At 68.8% G+C, this 14,660-nt stretch carries 15 protein-coding genes; 4 read left to right on the top strand and 11 right to left on the bottom strand.

Translation table 11 applies throughout. The features are described 5' to 3' along the window. Window positions 1-9 precede the first annotated feature (9 nt). The 5 genes from ACZ5IK_RS30075 to ACZ5IK_RS30055 all read right to left on the bottom strand — a co-directional run bounded on the left by ACZ5IK_RS30075 (window position 10) and on the right by ACZ5IK_RS30055 (window position 4,368). Window positions 10-561, bottom strand: coding sequence for a snapalysin family zinc-dependent metalloprotease (locus tag ACZ5IK_RS30075; protein ID WP_101608784.1), 552 nt, complete (start codon window positions 559-561; stop codon window positions 10-12). Between the two features lie 153 nt (window positions 562-714). Continuing rightward, complete coding sequence (locus ACZ5IK_RS30070; protein WP_465490775.1) at window positions 715-1,665, bottom strand: alcohol dehydrogenase catalytic domain-containing protein; 951 nt, start codon at window positions 1,663-1,665, stop codon at window positions 715-717. Between the two features lie 18 nt (window positions 1,666-1,683). Beyond that, window positions 1,684-2,049, bottom strand: a complete 366-nt coding sequence (locus ACZ5IK_RS30065; RefSeq protein ID WP_465490814.1) for a MerR family transcriptional regulator — start codon at window positions 2,047-2,049, stop codon at window positions 1,684-1,686. 37 nt (window positions 2,050-2,086) lie between these two features. Further along, complete coding sequence (locus tag ACZ5IK_RS30060) at window positions 2,087-2,755, bottom strand: response regulator (RefSeq protein WP_101608786.1); 669 nt, start codon at window positions 2,753-2,755, stop codon at window positions 2,087-2,089. Continuing rightward, on the bottom strand, window positions 2,752-4,368 hold the full coding sequence (locus ACZ5IK_RS30055) for an ATP-binding protein (protein WP_465490774.1): 1,617 nt from the start codon (window positions 4,366-4,368) through the stop codon (window positions 2,752-2,754). Before ACZ5IK_RS30055 ends, ACZ5IK_RS30060 begins: the two co-directional genes overlap by 4 nt. A 203-nt stretch (window positions 4,369-4,571) precedes the next feature. Between ACZ5IK_RS30055 and ACZ5IK_RS30050 the strand changes: the two genes are divergently transcribed. Both ACZ5IK_RS30050 and ACZ5IK_RS30045 read left to right on the top strand, forming a co-directional pair. After that, window positions 4,572-5,891 (top strand): cation:dicarboxylate symporter family transporter, encoded by a 1,320-nt coding sequence (locus ACZ5IK_RS30050; RefSeq protein WP_465490813.1) that lies wholly within the window; start codon window positions 4,572-4,574, stop codon window positions 5,889-5,891. Between the two features lie 80 nt (window positions 5,892-5,971). Further along, entirely contained in the window at window positions 5,972-6,553 is a 582-nt protein-coding gene (locus ACZ5IK_RS30045; protein ID WP_465490773.1) for a DUF6000 family protein, read from the top strand. Here ACZ5IK_RS30045 and ACZ5IK_RS30040 read toward each other — a convergent pair. After that, window positions 6,543-6,944: a winged helix-turn-helix transcriptional regulator gene (locus ACZ5IK_RS30040; protein ID WP_465490772.1), complete on the bottom strand. Its 402-nt coding sequence runs from the start codon at window positions 6,942-6,944 to the stop codon at window positions 6,543-6,545. The two genes, ACZ5IK_RS30045 and ACZ5IK_RS30040, sit on opposite strands and share 11 nt — an antisense overlap. 98 nt (window positions 6,945-7,042) lie before the next feature. Here ACZ5IK_RS30040 and ACZ5IK_RS30035 point away from each other — a divergent pair, with 98 nt between their 5' ends. Then, entirely contained in the window at window positions 7,043-8,452 is a 1,410-nt protein-coding gene (locus tag ACZ5IK_RS30035) for an MFS transporter (protein WP_465490771.1), read from the top strand. Here the strand turns inward: ACZ5IK_RS30035 and ACZ5IK_RS30030 are convergent. From ACZ5IK_RS30030 to ACZ5IK_RS30015, 4 genes are read right to left on the bottom strand one after another with little or no spacing between them, the layout of a single operon-like run. Continuing rightward, window positions 8,431-9,135 (bottom strand): carbon-nitrogen hydrolase family protein, encoded by a 705-nt coding sequence (locus ACZ5IK_RS30030; protein WP_465490770.1) that lies wholly within the window; start codon window positions 9,133-9,135, stop codon window positions 8,431-8,433. The genes ACZ5IK_RS30035 and ACZ5IK_RS30030 overlap by 22 nt on opposite strands. A 9-nt stretch (window positions 9,136-9,144) precedes the next feature. Continuing rightward, window positions 9,145-9,618, bottom strand: a complete 474-nt coding sequence (locus tag ACZ5IK_RS30025; protein WP_101608790.1) for an SRPBCC family protein — start codon at window positions 9,616-9,618, stop codon at window positions 9,145-9,147. Then, window positions 9,615-10,325, bottom strand: a complete 711-nt coding sequence (locus ACZ5IK_RS30020; protein ID WP_465490769.1) for an anti-sigma factor family protein — start codon at window positions 10,323-10,325, stop codon at window positions 9,615-9,617. Before ACZ5IK_RS30020 ends, ACZ5IK_RS30025 begins: the two co-directional genes overlap by 4 nt. After that, window positions 10,322-10,873: a sigma-70 family RNA polymerase sigma factor gene (locus ACZ5IK_RS30015; RefSeq protein WP_465490812.1), complete on the bottom strand. Its 552-nt coding sequence runs from the start codon at window positions 10,871-10,873 to the stop codon at window positions 10,322-10,324. Before ACZ5IK_RS30015 ends, ACZ5IK_RS30020 begins: the two co-directional genes overlap by 4 nt. A 256-nt stretch (window positions 10,874-11,129) precedes the next feature. Here ACZ5IK_RS30015 and ACZ5IK_RS30010 point away from each other — a divergent pair, with 256 nt between their 5' ends. Continuing rightward, window positions 11,130-11,765, top strand: a complete 636-nt coding sequence (locus ACZ5IK_RS30010) for a fibronectin type III domain-containing protein (RefSeq protein ID WP_465490768.1) — start codon at window positions 11,130-11,132, stop codon at window positions 11,763-11,765. 25 nt (window positions 11,766-11,790) lie between these two features. On the opposite strand, the gene uvrA is transcribed toward ACZ5IK_RS30010, so the two are convergent. Then, window positions 11,791-14,646, bottom strand: a complete 2,856-nt coding sequence (gene uvrA, locus ACZ5IK_RS30005) for an excinuclease ABC subunit UvrA (protein ID WP_465490767.1) — start codon at window positions 14,644-14,646, stop codon at window positions 11,791-11,793. Window positions 14,647-14,660 lie beyond the last annotated feature (14 nt).

Raw genomic sequence — 14,660 nt, 5'->3', positions numbered from 1 at the left:
CGGAAACCGTCAGTAGTTGTAGATGCGCTGCATGGTGCCGGCCGACAGCATGCCGTTGGCCCACAGCGAGTTCACCCGGGAGACCTCCTGGGAGTTCGGCTTCGCGTTGGTGCAGGACGGGCCGGGGCCGCCACCGGACATCAGCTCGGAGCACGGACCCTGGTAGTTGTCCGGCAGGCCGAGCGCGTGTCCGGTCTCGTGCGCGGCGATCCGCGTCTGGTCGTACTGCTGTGCCTGCGAGTAGTCGATGAAGATGGTGCCGCGGCCGTGGCCGTCGGTCTGGGCGTACGAACCCCGGGGGTCGTTGCCCTCGGTGTAGCGCAGGGTGGCTCCCGACGAGCTCTCCTGCAGCTTCACGTTGGACACCGAGTTGTTCCAGTTCGCCGCGCCCGCCTGGATGGCGGCACGGAAGCTGGGCGCTCCCGAGGCGTCGTAGTAGACCGTGGTCGCCGCCACGGTCTGCTGAGCGGGCTGGACCGCGGCCGTGGCCTGGCCCGCGGTGACGGGGACGGCGAGCAGCGCCAAGCTCACGGACGCGGAGACGAAGAACTTCCTTGCCATGGACCCACTCCTTGTGAGGACAACGGAATGGTTGGTGAATTTAGGAGCCTCCGCCGCGACTGGGCACCAACTTTCGTCGCGTCAGCCAGCTGGTGATTTACCAACACTTTCGACCTATTGACATGCGCATGTCCGCATACGAAGATGCCGCGCTCAGGGCCGCAGCACGAGCTTGCCGACGGTCGATCGCGCTTCCAGTTCCGCGAGCGCTTTCGGGCCGTCCGCGAGGTCGTACACCGTCGGCTCGCCCGGTGCGCAGACGCCCGCGGCGATGAGAGCGTGCAGTTCGCCCACCAAGTCCGCGAAGATCTCGGGCGCGTGCTCGATCAGGACGCTGAGATGCAGGCCGATGACGTGGATCTGATGCCGGAAGTTCAAGTCCCGGTTGGTGATCGCGACCTCTCCCCCGGCGACCCCGTAGACCACGACCCGCCCGGTGACCCGTTTGGCGGCGGCGAGGCTCGCGGCGAAAGTCGCCCCACCGACCGATTCGAGCACGAGGTCCACCTCTCCCGCCGCGACGCCGTAGTCGAGGACGCGGTCGGCGCCCAGCGCCCGCACCAGGTCGTGTTTGCCCGGCGACGCGGTGCCGATGACGGTCGCGCCGTAGTGCTTCGCCAGCCGGACCGCGGCCTGGCCGACCCCACCGGCCGCCGCCTGCACCAGCACGGTCTCGCCGGAAGCGAGACGCCCCAGCGGTTTGAGCGCGGCGAGCGCCGTGGCCCAGTTCAGGATCAGCCCGGGAGCCTGCTCGTCCGACCAGCCTTCCGGCACCGGGACCGCGCCGGCCGCGGACATGACCATGTACTCGGCGAAGGCGCCGCTGCCCGTCCCGACGACGTGCTCGCCGAGGCGCGGCGAAGTCACGTCCTCCCCCAGGCCGACGACCTCACCGGCGGCTTCGAACCCCGCGACATACGGCGCCGCCGGGCCGCCTTCGTAAGTGCCCCGGGTCTGCATGACGTCGGCGAAATTGACACCGGCGGCGGTGACCTTGACCAGGATTTCGCCTGGTCCCGGGACCGGAACGGGGGCGTCGGCGATCAGGCGGAGATCTTCAGGACCGTTCGCGGAGTCCTGTCGCAGGGCGCGCATCGAAGTCATGTCCGCACGCTAAAACCCTCACGTTTGTGGCAGGGTCAAGTCGCGGAGGTACGCGTCGAGCGCGTCGCGATTGCGGGTCATGAGCGCGATCCGGCGATCGAGCACTTCCCGCTGCCGCGCGACCTCGTCGATCATGTACTCACACGGCACCTTCGGCCGGACTTCGGCAGGATCGTCGAGGTACGGCAGGATCTCGCGGATCAGCCTGGTCGGCAATCCGGCGTCGAGCATTCCGCGGATCTGCAGTACGGCCTCGACCGAACCGGGACAGAAGTCGCGGTAGCCGTTGCCTTCGCGACCGGGCCGGATCAGGCCCTCTTCCTCGTAGTAGCGCAGCGCGCGGACGCTGACCCCGGTCTTCCGCGCGAGTTCGCCGATCTTCACCTTGCCCACGGTAGCCACCGGGACGCGGTATAGGTCGTTATACGGTTTTCGGTTTGTACCAGACCTCGGGGCGGCCGACCTGGCCGTAGCGTGGCTCACGCTGGGCGAGGCCGTTGTCGGCCAGGTATTCGAGGTAGCGCCGCGCGGTGACCCGGGAGGCGCCGATCGCGGTCGCGGCCGCCCCGGCGGACAGGCCGTCCGCGGCCGAGGCGAGGACGTCGGTGATCGCCTCGAGCGTCTGCCCGCTCATCCCCTTCGGCAGCGCCTGCCGCTCGGTGGTGCGCAAGGTGCCGAGCGCGCGGTCGATCTCGGCCTGTCCGGTGACCTCGCCCGAAGCGCCGTGGAACTCGGCGTAGCGCTCGAGTTTCTCCCGCAGGGAGGCGAAAGTGAACGGTTTCAGCAGGTATTGCACGACGCCGACCGACACGGCGGCCTTGACCAGCGCCAGGTCACGCGCCGAGGTCACCGCGATGACGTCGATCGGGAGCCCGGCCGCGCGCAGCGACCGGCAGACCGCGAGCCCGTGCGTGTCCGGGAGGTAGAAGTCCAGCAGCACCAGGTCGACAGGCTCGCGTTCGCAGAACCGCAACGCGTCGCCGCCCGAATGCACGACGCCGGACACGGAGAAGCCGGGCATTCTCTCGACGTACACCCGGTGCGCGTCGGCGGCGACCGGTTCGTCCTCGACGACCAGCACCTTGATCATCGTGTCGGCTCCTTCGGCGGCGTCTTCAGCGGCAAGCGCACGGTGAACACCGCGCCCTCTTCCCTGCCGACGTCGATGGTCCCACCGTGCCGCCGCACCGCCTGACCCACCAGTGCCAAGCCGAGCCCGTGGCCGTCCTCGGGTTTGGTGGACCAGCCGCGCCGGAAGACGTCCTCGACGTCGTCCACGCCGGGGCCGGTGTCGGCGACCCGCAGCAGCAGCCCCTCGGCGCCGGACCGCACGGTGACCTCGACCCCGGGCCGTCCGCCGTCGCCGGCGTTCCCCGCCGCCGCGTCGATCCCGTTGTCGATCAGGTTGCCGAGGATGGTCACCAGATCTCGCGGCGGGACCCCGGTGGCCGAATCCTCCATGACGGTGTCGGGCGTGATCGTGAATTCGACGCCGCGTTCGCTCGCCTCCGCCGCCTTGCCCAGCAGCAGCGCCGCGAGCACCGGTTCGGCGACCGCGCCGACCACTCGGTCGGTGAGTTCCTGCGCGAGCGCGAGTTCCTCGGTCGCGAACTCCACGGCCTGTTCGGGACGGCCGATCTCGACCAGCGAAACGACGGTGTGCAGCCGATTCGCCGCTTCGTGCGCCTGCGACCGCAGTGCCTCGGCCAGTCCGCGCACCGTGGTCAGTTCACCGGTCAGCGCCTGGAGTTCCGTGTGATCGCGCAGGATCACGACGGTGCCCATCGCCTCTCCTCGTGACCGCACGGGCGCCGTGCTGACGACCAGCACCCTCGCTTCGGTGAGGTGGAGTTCGTCGGTGCGCTCCTCCCCCGACGTGAAGGCATCGACGAGATCTTCGGGAATGTCCACTGCGGACAGTTCCCGGCCGACCGGATCGCCGTCGACGCCCAGCAGCGCACGGGCGCCGTCGTTGCACAGCACCACCCGCCCGTCACCGCCGACGAGCAGCAGCCCCTCGCGCATGGAGTGCAGGACGGCTTCGTGGTACTCGAACAGGTTGCTCAGTTCCTCGGGTGCGATCCCCCTGGTCTGCCGCCGGAGCCGGGCGCTGACCAGATAGCTGCCGATCCCGCCGACCACCAGCACCGCCACCGCGACCCCGATCAGCGGCCACAGGCGTTCGCGGAGTTCGGCGTCGATCGCCTCGACGGTGATGCCGACCGAGACCAGCGCGACGACCTGTCCTCCGGTGCCGAGCACCGGGACCACGACGCGTTCGGACGGGCCGAGCGAACCGGAGTAGGTCTCGAGGACCTTGCCGCCGCGTTGCGCCTCGCCGATGTTCCCGATGAACAGCTGCCCGATCAGCTCCGGATTCGGGTGGGTGTAGCGGATCCCGTCCGTGTCCATGATGGTCACGAAATCCACTTCCGTGTCCGCCCGGACACTCTGCGCGAACGGCTGCAGTGTCCGGCTGGGCTCCGATGTGGACAGTGCGGCCAGCACGCCGGGCGCGTCCGCCACCGCTTCGGCGACCGCGGTCACCTTGTCCCGCGCCCGGTCTTCGGTGGCCCGGACGGAATCGAGATAGGCGAAGGCCACCCCCGCCGCGACGAGCACGAAAAGCACCACGAGCTGCAGAATCAGCAGTTGGCGGGCGAGAGAACCGCGCCTGGTCCGGATCCGCGTCGTCGAGGGCACGAGCCCATACCAGCACACCGGCGAACCAGCCGCTCAGTCCGCCCGGCCGGAATTCCCCGGAAACCACTCGCGCGAACTCAATGAACACAACCGTGACCCAGCTCACCTGCCCGGGTGATAGTGACCGGCAATCCCGAACACCCCCTGAGCTGGAGGCAAAGGTGCCTACAACGCCCGAAGCGGCGCCGCGTCGCCGAGACAAGATGCACTACCTGTACCTGGCCGTGATCGCGGCGGTCGTCCTCGGCGTCATCGTCGGGTTCGCCGCGCCGGGTCTGGCCAAGGAACTCAAGCCGCTCGGCACCGGATTCGTCAACCTGATCAAGATGATGATCTCCCCCATCATCTTCTGCACCATCGTGCTCGGCATCGGATCGGTGGCGAAGGCCGCGAAGGTCGGCAAGGTCGGGTTGCTGTCGCTCGGCTACTTCCTGATGATGTCGACCTTCGCGCTCGCGATCGGCCTCGTCGTCGGCAACCTCCTGCACCCGGGCGAGGGCCTGCACCTCGACCCCGCGGCCGCCGCGAAGGCGCACACACAGGCCGAGGGCGCCGAAGGAACCGTCGACTTCCTGCTCGGCATCATCCCGACCAGCTTCGGTTCCGCGTTCACCGAAGGCCAGGTGCTGCAGACGCTGCTGGTCGCGCTGCTCGCCGGGTTCGCCGTGCAGAAGCTCGGCACCAAGGGCGAACCGATCCGCCGCGGCATCGAGCACATCCAGCGGCTCGTGTTCCGGATCCTCGCGATGATCATGTGGGCGGCCCCGGTGGGCGCGTTCGGCGCGATCGCCGCGGTGGTCGGCGAAACCGGCTGGGGCGCGCTGCGCAGCCTCGCCGTCATCATGATCGGCTTCTACCTGACCTGCCTGGTGTTCGTGTTCGGCGTGCTCGGCACGGTGCTGTGGCTCGGCGCGCGGGTCAACATCTTCACCCTGCTGCGGTACCTCGGCCGTGAGTTCCTGCTGATCCTGTCGACGTCGTCGTCCGAATCGGCCCTGCCGCGGCTGATCGCGAAGATGGAGCACCTCGGGGTTTCCAAGCCGGTCGTCGGCATCACCGTGCCCACCGGGTACTCGTTCAACCTCGACGGCACGGCCATCTACCTGACGATGGCGACGCTGTTCATCGCCAGCGCGCAGGACCAGCCGCTGGGCATCGGCGAGCAGATCTCCTTGCTGCTGTTCATGATCATCGCGTCGAAGGGCGCGGCGGGCGTGAGCGGCGCCGGGATCGCGACCCTCGCGGGCGGGCTCCAGTCGCACCGGCCGGAACTGGTCGACGGCGTCGGCTTCATCCTCGGGATCGACCGGTTCATGTCCGAGGCCCGCGCGCTGACCAACTTCGCGGGCAACGCCGTCGCGACCGTCCTGGTCGGCACGTGGACCAAGGAGTTCGACCGCGACCAGGCCAACCGGGTCTTCAGCGGTCAGGCCCCGTTCGACGAAGCCACCCTGATCGACGACCACCCCGACACCTCCAAGGACCCTGACGGCGACAGGGAGAAAGCCGTCGCGCACGCCTAGCGCGCGGCATGAGTGAAACCGCGGTGCGAGGGTCCCCCGTCCTCGCACCGCGGTTCTTCGTTTCTGGGAAGCTGTGGGACATGTCGGACGCCATCGACCGCTACGTGCCCGAGCGGTACTCGAAGCTCTTGCACGGCAACTTCGCCGGGATGATGAGCGGCCCCGAACGCGAGACCTTCCTGCTGGCCCTGGCCGAGGACGCCTCCCGGATCACCGACGAGGACTTGGAGTCCCTTTTCGACGCCGGCTGGCGGGAGCGGATCACCGCCGCCTGGCTGATCGGCACCGATCGCCGCACCGCGTGGCGCGGACGCCTCCGCGAACTCCTCCTGGAGAGCGGGATGGTCTTCGCCGGGCAGGGCTACTGCTTCGCGCTGGCCCGGTTCGGCACCCTCGCCGACGCCGAGATCCTCGTGTCCTATCTGGACCACTACCTCGCCCGGCCGGACCTGCGCTACGACCAGGAATGGGCGCTCGCGGCCCTGCACCACGTCGACGCCGACCTCACCACGGCGTACACGGCGCGCTACCTGCGACCGGGCGGCCTCTGGGAAAGCTGGTCCGCGGCCAACGGCACGGACCTGCCGTTCCACAAGTGGTACTTCGACCTGCTGTGCTCGCACGTCCAGCGAGCCGTGCACGCGGCAGCCGTCAGGCGCTGACCTTCTCGTCGTAGACGACACGGGACGCGGCGATCGAGTCGCGATGGCGTTCCGCCCAGTGCAGCAGGCCGGTCAGCGACGCGTACAGCTCCTTCGCCATCGCCGTGGCCTCGTATTCCACCTTCGGCGGCACTGTCGGGTACACGGTGCGGACGAGCAGGCCGTCACGCTCGAGGTTCCGCAACGTCAGCGTGAGCATCCGGCGGCTGATCCCCTCGACCGACCGCTCCAGTTCGGTGAACCGCACGGGACCGCGCGTGGCCTCCAGCAGGATGCCGATCGCCCACTTCCCGCTGATCCGGTTGATCACCTCGAGCACGGTGCACACCTCGAGTTTCTCCGGGTCGACCACCCTGGCCTGCGCGGTCACATCGGTGTTCCCCTGGGACATGGAAGTGCCTCCTTCCGGCAGGGAACAGAGTCACACAAGATGGGTGCTGTTACAAGTGATGCACCAAGGCATCACCTGGGGATATCAAAGGATTTACCATGCCACAGCGCGCTCTCGCCCTCGCCGTGCTCTGCGCCGTCTCGCTGATGGTCGTCCTCGACGGCTCGATCGTCGCCGTCGCGCTGCCCGCGATCCAGAACGACCTCGGCTTCACCCCGTCCACCCTGGCCTGGGTGGTCAACGCCTACCTGATCGCCTTCGCCGGGCTGCTCCTGTTGTCCGGCAGGCTGGGCGACCTGATCGGCCGGAAGCGGGTCTTCCTGACCGGACTCGGCGTCTTCACCCTCGCGTCCTTGCTGTGCGGGATCGCGCAGGACCAGACGCAGCTCGTCGCGTTCCGCTTCCTGCAGGGCGCGGGCGGCGCGCTCGCGTCGGCCGTCGTGCTCGGCATGATCACCACCCTCTACCCGGAACCGCGGGCGCGGGCGAAGGCCATCGGCGTCTACAGCTTCACCCAGGCCGCGGGAGCGTCGATCGGGCTCATCGCGGGCGGCATGCTCACCCAGCTGCTCGACTGGCACTGGACGTTCTTCGTCAACCTGCCGATCGGCGCCCTCGCCCTGGTGATGGCCGCCCGGTTGCTCGCGGACGACCGAGGGCCGGGACCGCGCGGCGGCACCGACCTCGCCGGCGCCGCACTGGTCACCGGCGGGCTGATGCTGCTGGTCTACACGATCGTCAAGGCCGAGGAGTACACCTGGGCGGATATGCGCGCACACGGGCTGCTCGCGGTGTCGCTGCTGCTGCTCGCCGGATTCGTGCTCCGGCAGGCCAAAGCGCGGAACCCGTTGCTGCCGCTGAGGATCTTCCGCGGCCGGGCGGTGTCCGGGGCGAACGCGGTGATGGTCCTGATGGTCGCCGGGCTGTTCGGCTTCCAGTTCGTCACCGCGCTCTATCTGCAGCGGGTCCTCCTGCTCGACGCGCTGAGCACCGGGTTCGCCTTCCTGCCCGCCCCGGTCTCGATCGCGGTGATGTCGCTGGTCTTCGCCGAGCGGCTGAACCACCGCTTCGGCGCGCGAACGGTGCTCGTGACCGGGCTTTCGCTGGTCGCGCTGGCGCTCGGTCTCCTCGCCATGGTCGAGGCGGACGGGAACTACGCGACGGACGTCCTGCCCGCGCTCGTCCTGATGGGCATCGGGTTCGGCGCGGCGATGCCCGCGCTGATGGGGCAGGCGATGTCCGGCGTCGTCCCGGCCGACGCCGGGGTCGCCTCCGGTCTGATCAACACGACACAGCAGATCGGCGCGGCGATCGGTACCGCGGTGCTCGCGACCGCCGCCGCGTCCCGGACTGGCTCTCTGCTGGCCGAAGGCGTGGCGGTGCCCGAAGCACTCACTGGTGGCTACCAGACCGCGTACGCGTTGAGCGCGGGGCTGCTCGCTCTCGCCGTCTTCGTCGCTGCCGTGGTCCTGCGTGACCGGAAGGCTCAGGAGGCGATCGTCGCGTAAGCCCATTCGGAGACTTCGCCGCCGAGCCGCACCTCGGCGGCGCCTCCGGGTTTCCAGACCCCGCTGCCGCCGAACGCGGCCATCCCGCCGGTCTTGCCGGAATACTGGGAAAGCACCACCCACATCCCGTGCCCGGCCGCGACGCCGACCTGGTCGAGAAGCCGCTGCTCCTGGCCCTCGCTGAAAAGCGCGCTGAGGACGTAGACCTCGGCGCCGGCTTCGGCGAGTTCCCTGGAGTGGTCCGGGTCGGCGGCGTCGAGACAGATCGCGAGGCCGAGTCGCCTGCCGCCGACGTCGATGATCACCTGGCGCCCGCCGGCGTCGAACAGCTCTTCCTCGCTGTTGTGCAGGTTGCGTTTCGCGTACGTGGCAACGGTTTCGCCGTCCGGTCCGAGCACGAGCGAACCGATGTACCTGCGGCCGTCCTCCACTAGCGGAAGCCCGATGACTGCGTGAAGGCCGCGAGCTCGGCAAGCCTCGCGGAGCGGTTCGAGGCGCGGGTCGTCCTGTGCCAACCAGAGTCCCGGATCGACGGCGAGCGCCTCGAACTCCAAGCCGGTCAGGGAAAGTTCGGGGAAGACACAGAGGTCCGCTTCCGCGATCCGGAGGAGCCTCGCGTGTTCGGCGATGTTCGCGGAAAGGCCCGCGGGGACGGTGAACGGCTGCACGGTGGCGACACGCATGGCCGGACTCTAACCCGAACCAGCCCCCAGATACCCCTGCAATCCGTGTTGCCCGCGTCGCATCATGAGCGCGTGGTTGATCCGGAAAATCGGCCTGGCGACACGATCGAGCTTGCGCAGCAACGGTTTCCGCGCCTCGACCTCCTGCGTGATCTCCAGCCTGGTGCCGCTGTCCACCGGGGTCAGGGAGCCCGCCAGCATCCCTTCCAGATCGCCGCTGAGCAGGACCCGGACCCGGCCCTCGTGCTCGTCCTGCCGATCGCGGTGCATCCGCACGGTCAACGCGTACGGCAGCCTGGACCGGCAGACGAGTTCGGCGGTGTCCTCGTCGACCTGGCTGACCGAACGGACGTCACGCCACCACAACGGATACGCGGCGAGGTCGACGACGGCGTCGAAGACCGCCTTGGGCGAGGCCGGAAGCACCCACGTGTCGCGGAAGCGGTACCGACCGCCTCCGCGACCCGCGAGCGAACCCGTCATACCCGCGCCGACACCAGGTTCCGGCCGTCCATGGTCACGACGTCGACCGAGGCCACATCGCCGGGAGCGACCAAAGCGGAACCGTCGATCCCGGTGCCTTCCTTCTCGCCCTTGGCCGAGACCAGCCAGCTGCCCGCGTTGACGCGTTCACCGCTCTTGGTCACCACGACGAGCTGACACTTCTCGCCCTCCCGGACACCTTCCGCCTTCGCGTGGAGCCGGACCCAGCCCGCCGCCGGGACGACCCGGACCGCCAGCTGCGTCCCCGTGTCGCGGTCGGTGGCCGCGAGATCGCGGGTGCCGGGCACCTGGGCGGTCGCCGTCGGCACCGGCAAGGCCACCGTCGACGGTTCGGGCGACGTCTGCCGTCCGACCAGCACGCCCGCGCCCAGCGCCACGACGACCAGCACGGCCGCACCGGCGACGGCGAGGAGCCGCCTCGGTTTGCGCTCCTGGGCGCCTTCTTCGTCGCGGACCTGACGCAGCGTGCGCTGAAGAAGCAGGTCGCCCCCGTCAGGAGGTCCTTCGAGGAACGCTTCCGGCGGCACCTCGTCGAGGTGATACCGCAGCTCGCCCAGCTCACGCACCTCACGACGGCACGTGGGGCAGTTCGCCAGATGTGTTTCGAACGTGGCCGCTTCCGCCGGGGTCAGCCCGCCGAGGACGTAGGCGGCGAGCTGGCCCTGGTCGTGTCCCACCGCACTCATCGCGCTACCTCCTTCCCGGTTCCCGACATCACGGCTCTGAGCGCCCGTAACGCGTAATAAGATCTCGACTTAACGGTACCCGGGGCCACGCCCAGGGATCTCGCCGCTTCGGCCACCGTCCGGCCCCGGTAGTAGATCTCCACCAGGACCTCACGATGTTCCGTGGACAGGCCGTCCATCGCCCCGAGCACCGCCATGGAATCCACGACACCCTGCGCGTGGTCCTTCGACACCGCGGGGGTCGGCATGCCTTCCTCGGGCTCCGCCACTTCCGGCGGCCGCGCCGCCCTGGCCCGGGCGCGGTCGGTGATGATGTTCCGGGCGACCGTGAGCAGCCAGCCCCGCACCGATCCCTTCGCGTCGTTCTCCAGGTCTTCGGCATGTTTCCAGGCCCGGACCAAGGTCTCCTGCACGACGTCCTCCGCGGCCGCGCGATCCCCGGTCAGCCTCGTCGCGTACGCCAGCAGGCTTCGCCCGTGTTCGGCGTACAAGTGCCGGACCAAGTCCTCGCCTTTGGCCTTTTTGGGCCGCCAGCCTCCGATCGCCACTCGTGTCCTCCCGACGGTCTTCTGGGTCGGCGAGGACAGTACTGCAACCCGCGGGGGCAGAGTGGATCGTTCGGCGCGCGCCGCGATCGAACTGTGCATCGGCACCGGCCTCTCCTCGGTTCTCCATGGCCGCCTCCTCTTGCCTCCCACACGGGCGTCGCCGCCGAACGGTTCAACCGGGTCTTGTCGATCACCGGAGGCGCTCGTATGCTGACGCCTCCGGACTCCGCCGCCTGATTCCCGGGAGGGACGAGGCGTGCCAAGGAAACTCGCGGCCGTGCTGCTGGTGGTGGCCATCGCGGCGGGATGCGCCGCGGAACCCGGTTTCACCGCGACGCTGACGGATCCGGTGAACGTCGACCTGAGCTGGCCCGACGACGATCCGAACGTCGCGGGCCGGATCGTCGAATACACCACCGACCCGCACGGCGAGTACACGATCCTGCAGTTCGTGCCGCCGAGGCAGACCACCTACCGGCATCCGGACCTGATTCCGGAAACACGGTTCTACTACCGGATCCGGCCTTTCTACGGCGCCGCGTCGGAGGCTGTCACCGTCTCCGGTCCTTCGGTCTCCGACCCGGGACCTGCAGTCTCGCTCCGCACGGGTGGCCAGGCGGCCGCTCCGGCGGCGTTCCGCGCGGAGCCCGCCGCGGAGGAGATGGTGCGGTTCAGCTGGGCCGACCGCTCCAGCGACGAGGACGGATTCCTCCTGGAGATCAAGAAACCCGGCGCGCCGGACTTCGTGCCGATCGAGATGTCGGATCCGGGGACGACGTCGGCCGGTCTCGCTTCGATGCCGGGCGAAGCGGGAGCCTCGTACCGGCTGCGCGCCTTCTACTACGGACCCGCTTCGCCGGTTCTGGATCTCGTGAGTGGTAAGGACGGTTAGAACCGTCCTTACCACTCACGAGGCCCTAGGCGAGAACGGTCTTCAGGAACTCGCCGGTGTAGCTCTCCTCCACCGAAGCGATATGCTCCGGGGTGCCCTCGGCGATGACCGTGCCACCACCGGAACCACCCTCGGGCCCCATGTCGATGACCCAGTCCGAGGTCTTGATGACGTCGAGGTTGTGCTCGATGACGATCACCGTGTTGCCCTTGTCCACCAGCCCGTTGATCACGCCGATCAGCTTGCTGATGTCCTCGAAGTGCAGACCGGTGGTCGGCTCGTCGAGGATGTAGACCGTCTTGCCGGTGGACCGCTTCTGCAGTTCGCTGGCGAGCTTGACGCGCTGCGCCTCACCGCCCGACAGCGTCGGCGCGGGCTGCCCGAGCCGGACGTAGCCGAGGCCGACGTCGACGAGGGTGGCCAGGTGCCGGTGGATCGCCTTGATCGGCTCGAAGAACTCGGCCGCCTCTTCGATCGGCATGTTCAGCACGTCGGAGACGGTCTTGCCCTTGTAGTGCACTTCCAGGGTCTCCCGGTTGTACCGGTCGCCCTTGCACACCTCACACGGGACGTAGACGTCCGGCAGGAAGTTCATCTCGATCTTGATCGTGCCGTCACCGGCGCAGGCCTCGCACCGGCCGCCCTTGACGTTGAAGGAGAACCGGCCCTGCTGGTAGCCGCGCACCTTCGCCTCGGTGGTCGCGGCGAACAGCTTGCGCACGTGGTCCCAGACGCCCGTGTACGTCGCCGGGTTGGACCGCGGGGTGCGGCCGATCGGCGACTGGTCGACGCGGACCAGTTTGTCGACGCCGGCGAGACCGTTCACGCGCGTGTGCCGCCCCGGAACCTGGCGGGCGCCGTTGAGCTTGTTCGCCAGCACGGTCGCGAGGATGTCGTTGACCAGCGTCGATTTCCCGGAACCCGAGACACCGGTGACCGACACGAGGCAGCCGAGCGGGAACGACACGTCGAGGCCGCGCAGGTTGTGCTCGCGGGCGCCGACGACGGTCAGCTGACGTTTCTTGTCGATCGGGCGCCGGATCGCCGGCACCTCGATCTTGCTGCGGCCAGAAAGGTACGCGCCGGTGATGGATTCCTTGTTCTTCAGGATCTTCTTGTACGGTCCACTGTGGACGATGTGGCCACCGTGCTCGCCCGCGCCGGGGCCGATGTCGACCACCCAGTCGCTGGAGCGGATGGTGTCCTCGTCGTGCTCGACGACGATCAGCGTGTTGCCGAGGTCGCGCAGCCGGACCAGCGTCTCGATCAGCCGGTGGTTGTCCCGCTGGTGCAGCCCGATCGACGGCTCGTCCAGCACGTACAGGACGCCGACCAGACCGGAGCCGATCTGCGTGGCGAGCCGGATGCGCTGCGCCTCGCCGCCGGACAGCGTCCCGGAGGCGCGGTCGAGCGAGAGGTAATTGAGCCCCACGTCGAGGAGGAAGCGCAGCCGCGCCTGGATCTCCTTGAGCACCGCCCCGGCGATCACCGTCTCGCGCTTGCCGAGTTCCAGCTCGTCGAGGAACTGCGAGGCCTCGGCGATCGAAAGCGCGCAGACCTCCGCGATCGACCGGTCGCCCTGCGTCTTGTGCTCGAGGGTGACCGCGAGGATCTCCGGCTTGAGCCGCGTGCCCTGACAGGCCGGGCACGGCACCTCGCGCATGTAGCCCTCGTACCGCTCACGCATGTACTCGGATTCCGTCTGCTCCTGGCGCCGCTCGAGGAACGGGATGACTCCCTCGAAGGCCGCGTAGTACGAACGCTGACGGCCGTAGCGGTTCTTGTAGCGGACGTGGACCTGCTCGTCGACACCGTGCAGGACGGCCTTCTGGACCTTCGCCGGCAGCTTGCGCCATGGCGTGTCCATCCGGAAGCCGACGGTCTCCGAAAGCGACTCCAGCAGGCGGATGAAGTAGTCCGCGCTCTGGCCGCCCGCCCACGGTGCGATGGCGCCCTCGCCGAGGGACAGCTCGTCGTCCGGGACCACGAGTTCCGGGTCGACCTCCTTGCGGACGCCGATACCGGAGCATTCGGGGCAGGCGCCGTAGGGCGCGTTGAAGGAGAACGACCGCGGCTCGAGGTCCTCGATCGCCAGCGGGTGGCCGTTGGGACAAGCCAGGTTCTCGGAGAACCCGCGCACGCGATGCGGGTCGTTCTCCGGCAGGTCGACGAACTCCAGCTCGATCAGGCCGTCGGCCAGCCGGAGTGCGGTCTCGACCGAGTCGGTGAGCCGCTGCCGCGAGCTCGTCTTCACCGAGAGCCTGTCGATGATGACGGCGATCTGGTGCTTTTCCTGCTTCTTCAGCTTCGGCGGCTCGGTGAGCGGGTGGATCGTCCCGTCGACCACGACACGCGCGTAGCCCTGCTGCTGCAGGTTCTCGAAGAGGTCGAGGTACTCGCCCTTGCGCCCGCGTACGACCGGCGCGAGCACCTGGAAGCGGGTGCCCTCCTCCATGGCGAGGACCTGGTCGACGATCTGCTGCGGGGTCTGCTTGCTGATCGCCTCGCCGCACTTCGGGCAGTGCGCCTTTCCGGCGCGGGCGTAGAGCAGGCGCAGGTAGTCGTAGACCTCGGTGATGGTGCCCACGGTCGAACGCGGGTTGCGCGAGGTGGACTTCTGGTCGATCGACACCGCGGGCGAAAGGCCCTCGATGAAGTCGACGTCCGGTTTGTCCATCTGGCCGAGGAACTGGCGCGCGTACGCCGACAGCGACTCGACGTAACGACGCTGCCCCTCCGCGAAGATGGTGTCGAAGGCGAGGCTCGACTTTCCGGACCCGGACAGACCGGTGAACACGATCAGGCTGTCGCGGGGCAGGTCGAGATCCACACCGCGGAGGTTGTGCTCGCGGGCGCCGCGAACAACGAGGCGATCAGCCACGCCAGGGTCCCTTC

This window comes from Amycolatopsis sp. NPDC031561, assembly GCF_055580625.1.
Note: the sequence above shows the minus strand (reverse complement) of the source record. Positions and strands in the feature narration are given on the sequence as shown.

What these genes read in the sequence shown, in the direction of transcription:
- ACZ5IK_RS30060 (WP_101608786.1), bottom strand. Translation starts at nt 2,755, where the DNA reads ATGATCAAGGTGCTGGTCGTCGAGGACGAACCGGTCGCCGCCGACGCG.
- ACZ5IK_RS30045 (WP_465490773.1), top strand. Translation starts at nt 5,972, where the DNA reads ATGTCGGACGCCATCGACCGCTACGTGCCCGAGCGGTACTCGAAGCTC.
- ACZ5IK_RS30070 (WP_465490775.1), bottom strand. Translation starts at nt 1,665, where the DNA reads ATGACTTCGATGCGCGCCCTGCGACAGGACTCCGCGAACGGTCCTGAA.
- ACZ5IK_RS30030 (WP_465490770.1), bottom strand. Translation starts at nt 9,135, where the DNA reads ATGCGTGTCGCCACCGTGCAGCCGTTCACCGTCCCCGCGGGCCTTTCC.
- ACZ5IK_RS30020 (WP_465490769.1), bottom strand. Translation starts at nt 10,325, where the DNA reads ATGAGTGCGGTGGGACACGACCAGGGCCAGCTCGCCGCCTACGTCCTC.
- ACZ5IK_RS30025 (WP_101608790.1), bottom strand. Translation starts at nt 9,618, where the DNA reads ATGACGGGTTCGCTCGCGGGTCGCGGAGGCGGTCGGTACCGCTTCCGC.
- ACZ5IK_RS30035 (WP_465490771.1), top strand. Translation starts at nt 7,043, where the DNA reads ATGCCACAGCGCGCTCTCGCCCTCGCCGTGCTCTGCGCCGTCTCGCTG.
- ACZ5IK_RS30075 (WP_101608784.1), bottom strand. Translation starts at nt 561, where the DNA reads ATGGCAAGGAAGTTCTTCGTCTCCGCGTCCGTGAGCTTGGCGCTGCTC.
- ACZ5IK_RS30040 (WP_465490772.1), bottom strand. Translation starts at nt 6,944, where the DNA reads ATGTCCCAGGGGAACACCGATGTGACCGCGCAGGCCAGGGTGGTCGAC.
- ACZ5IK_RS30050 (WP_465490813.1), top strand. Translation starts at nt 4,572, where the DNA reads ATGCACTACCTGTACCTGGCCGTGATCGCGGCGGTCGTCCTCGGCGTC.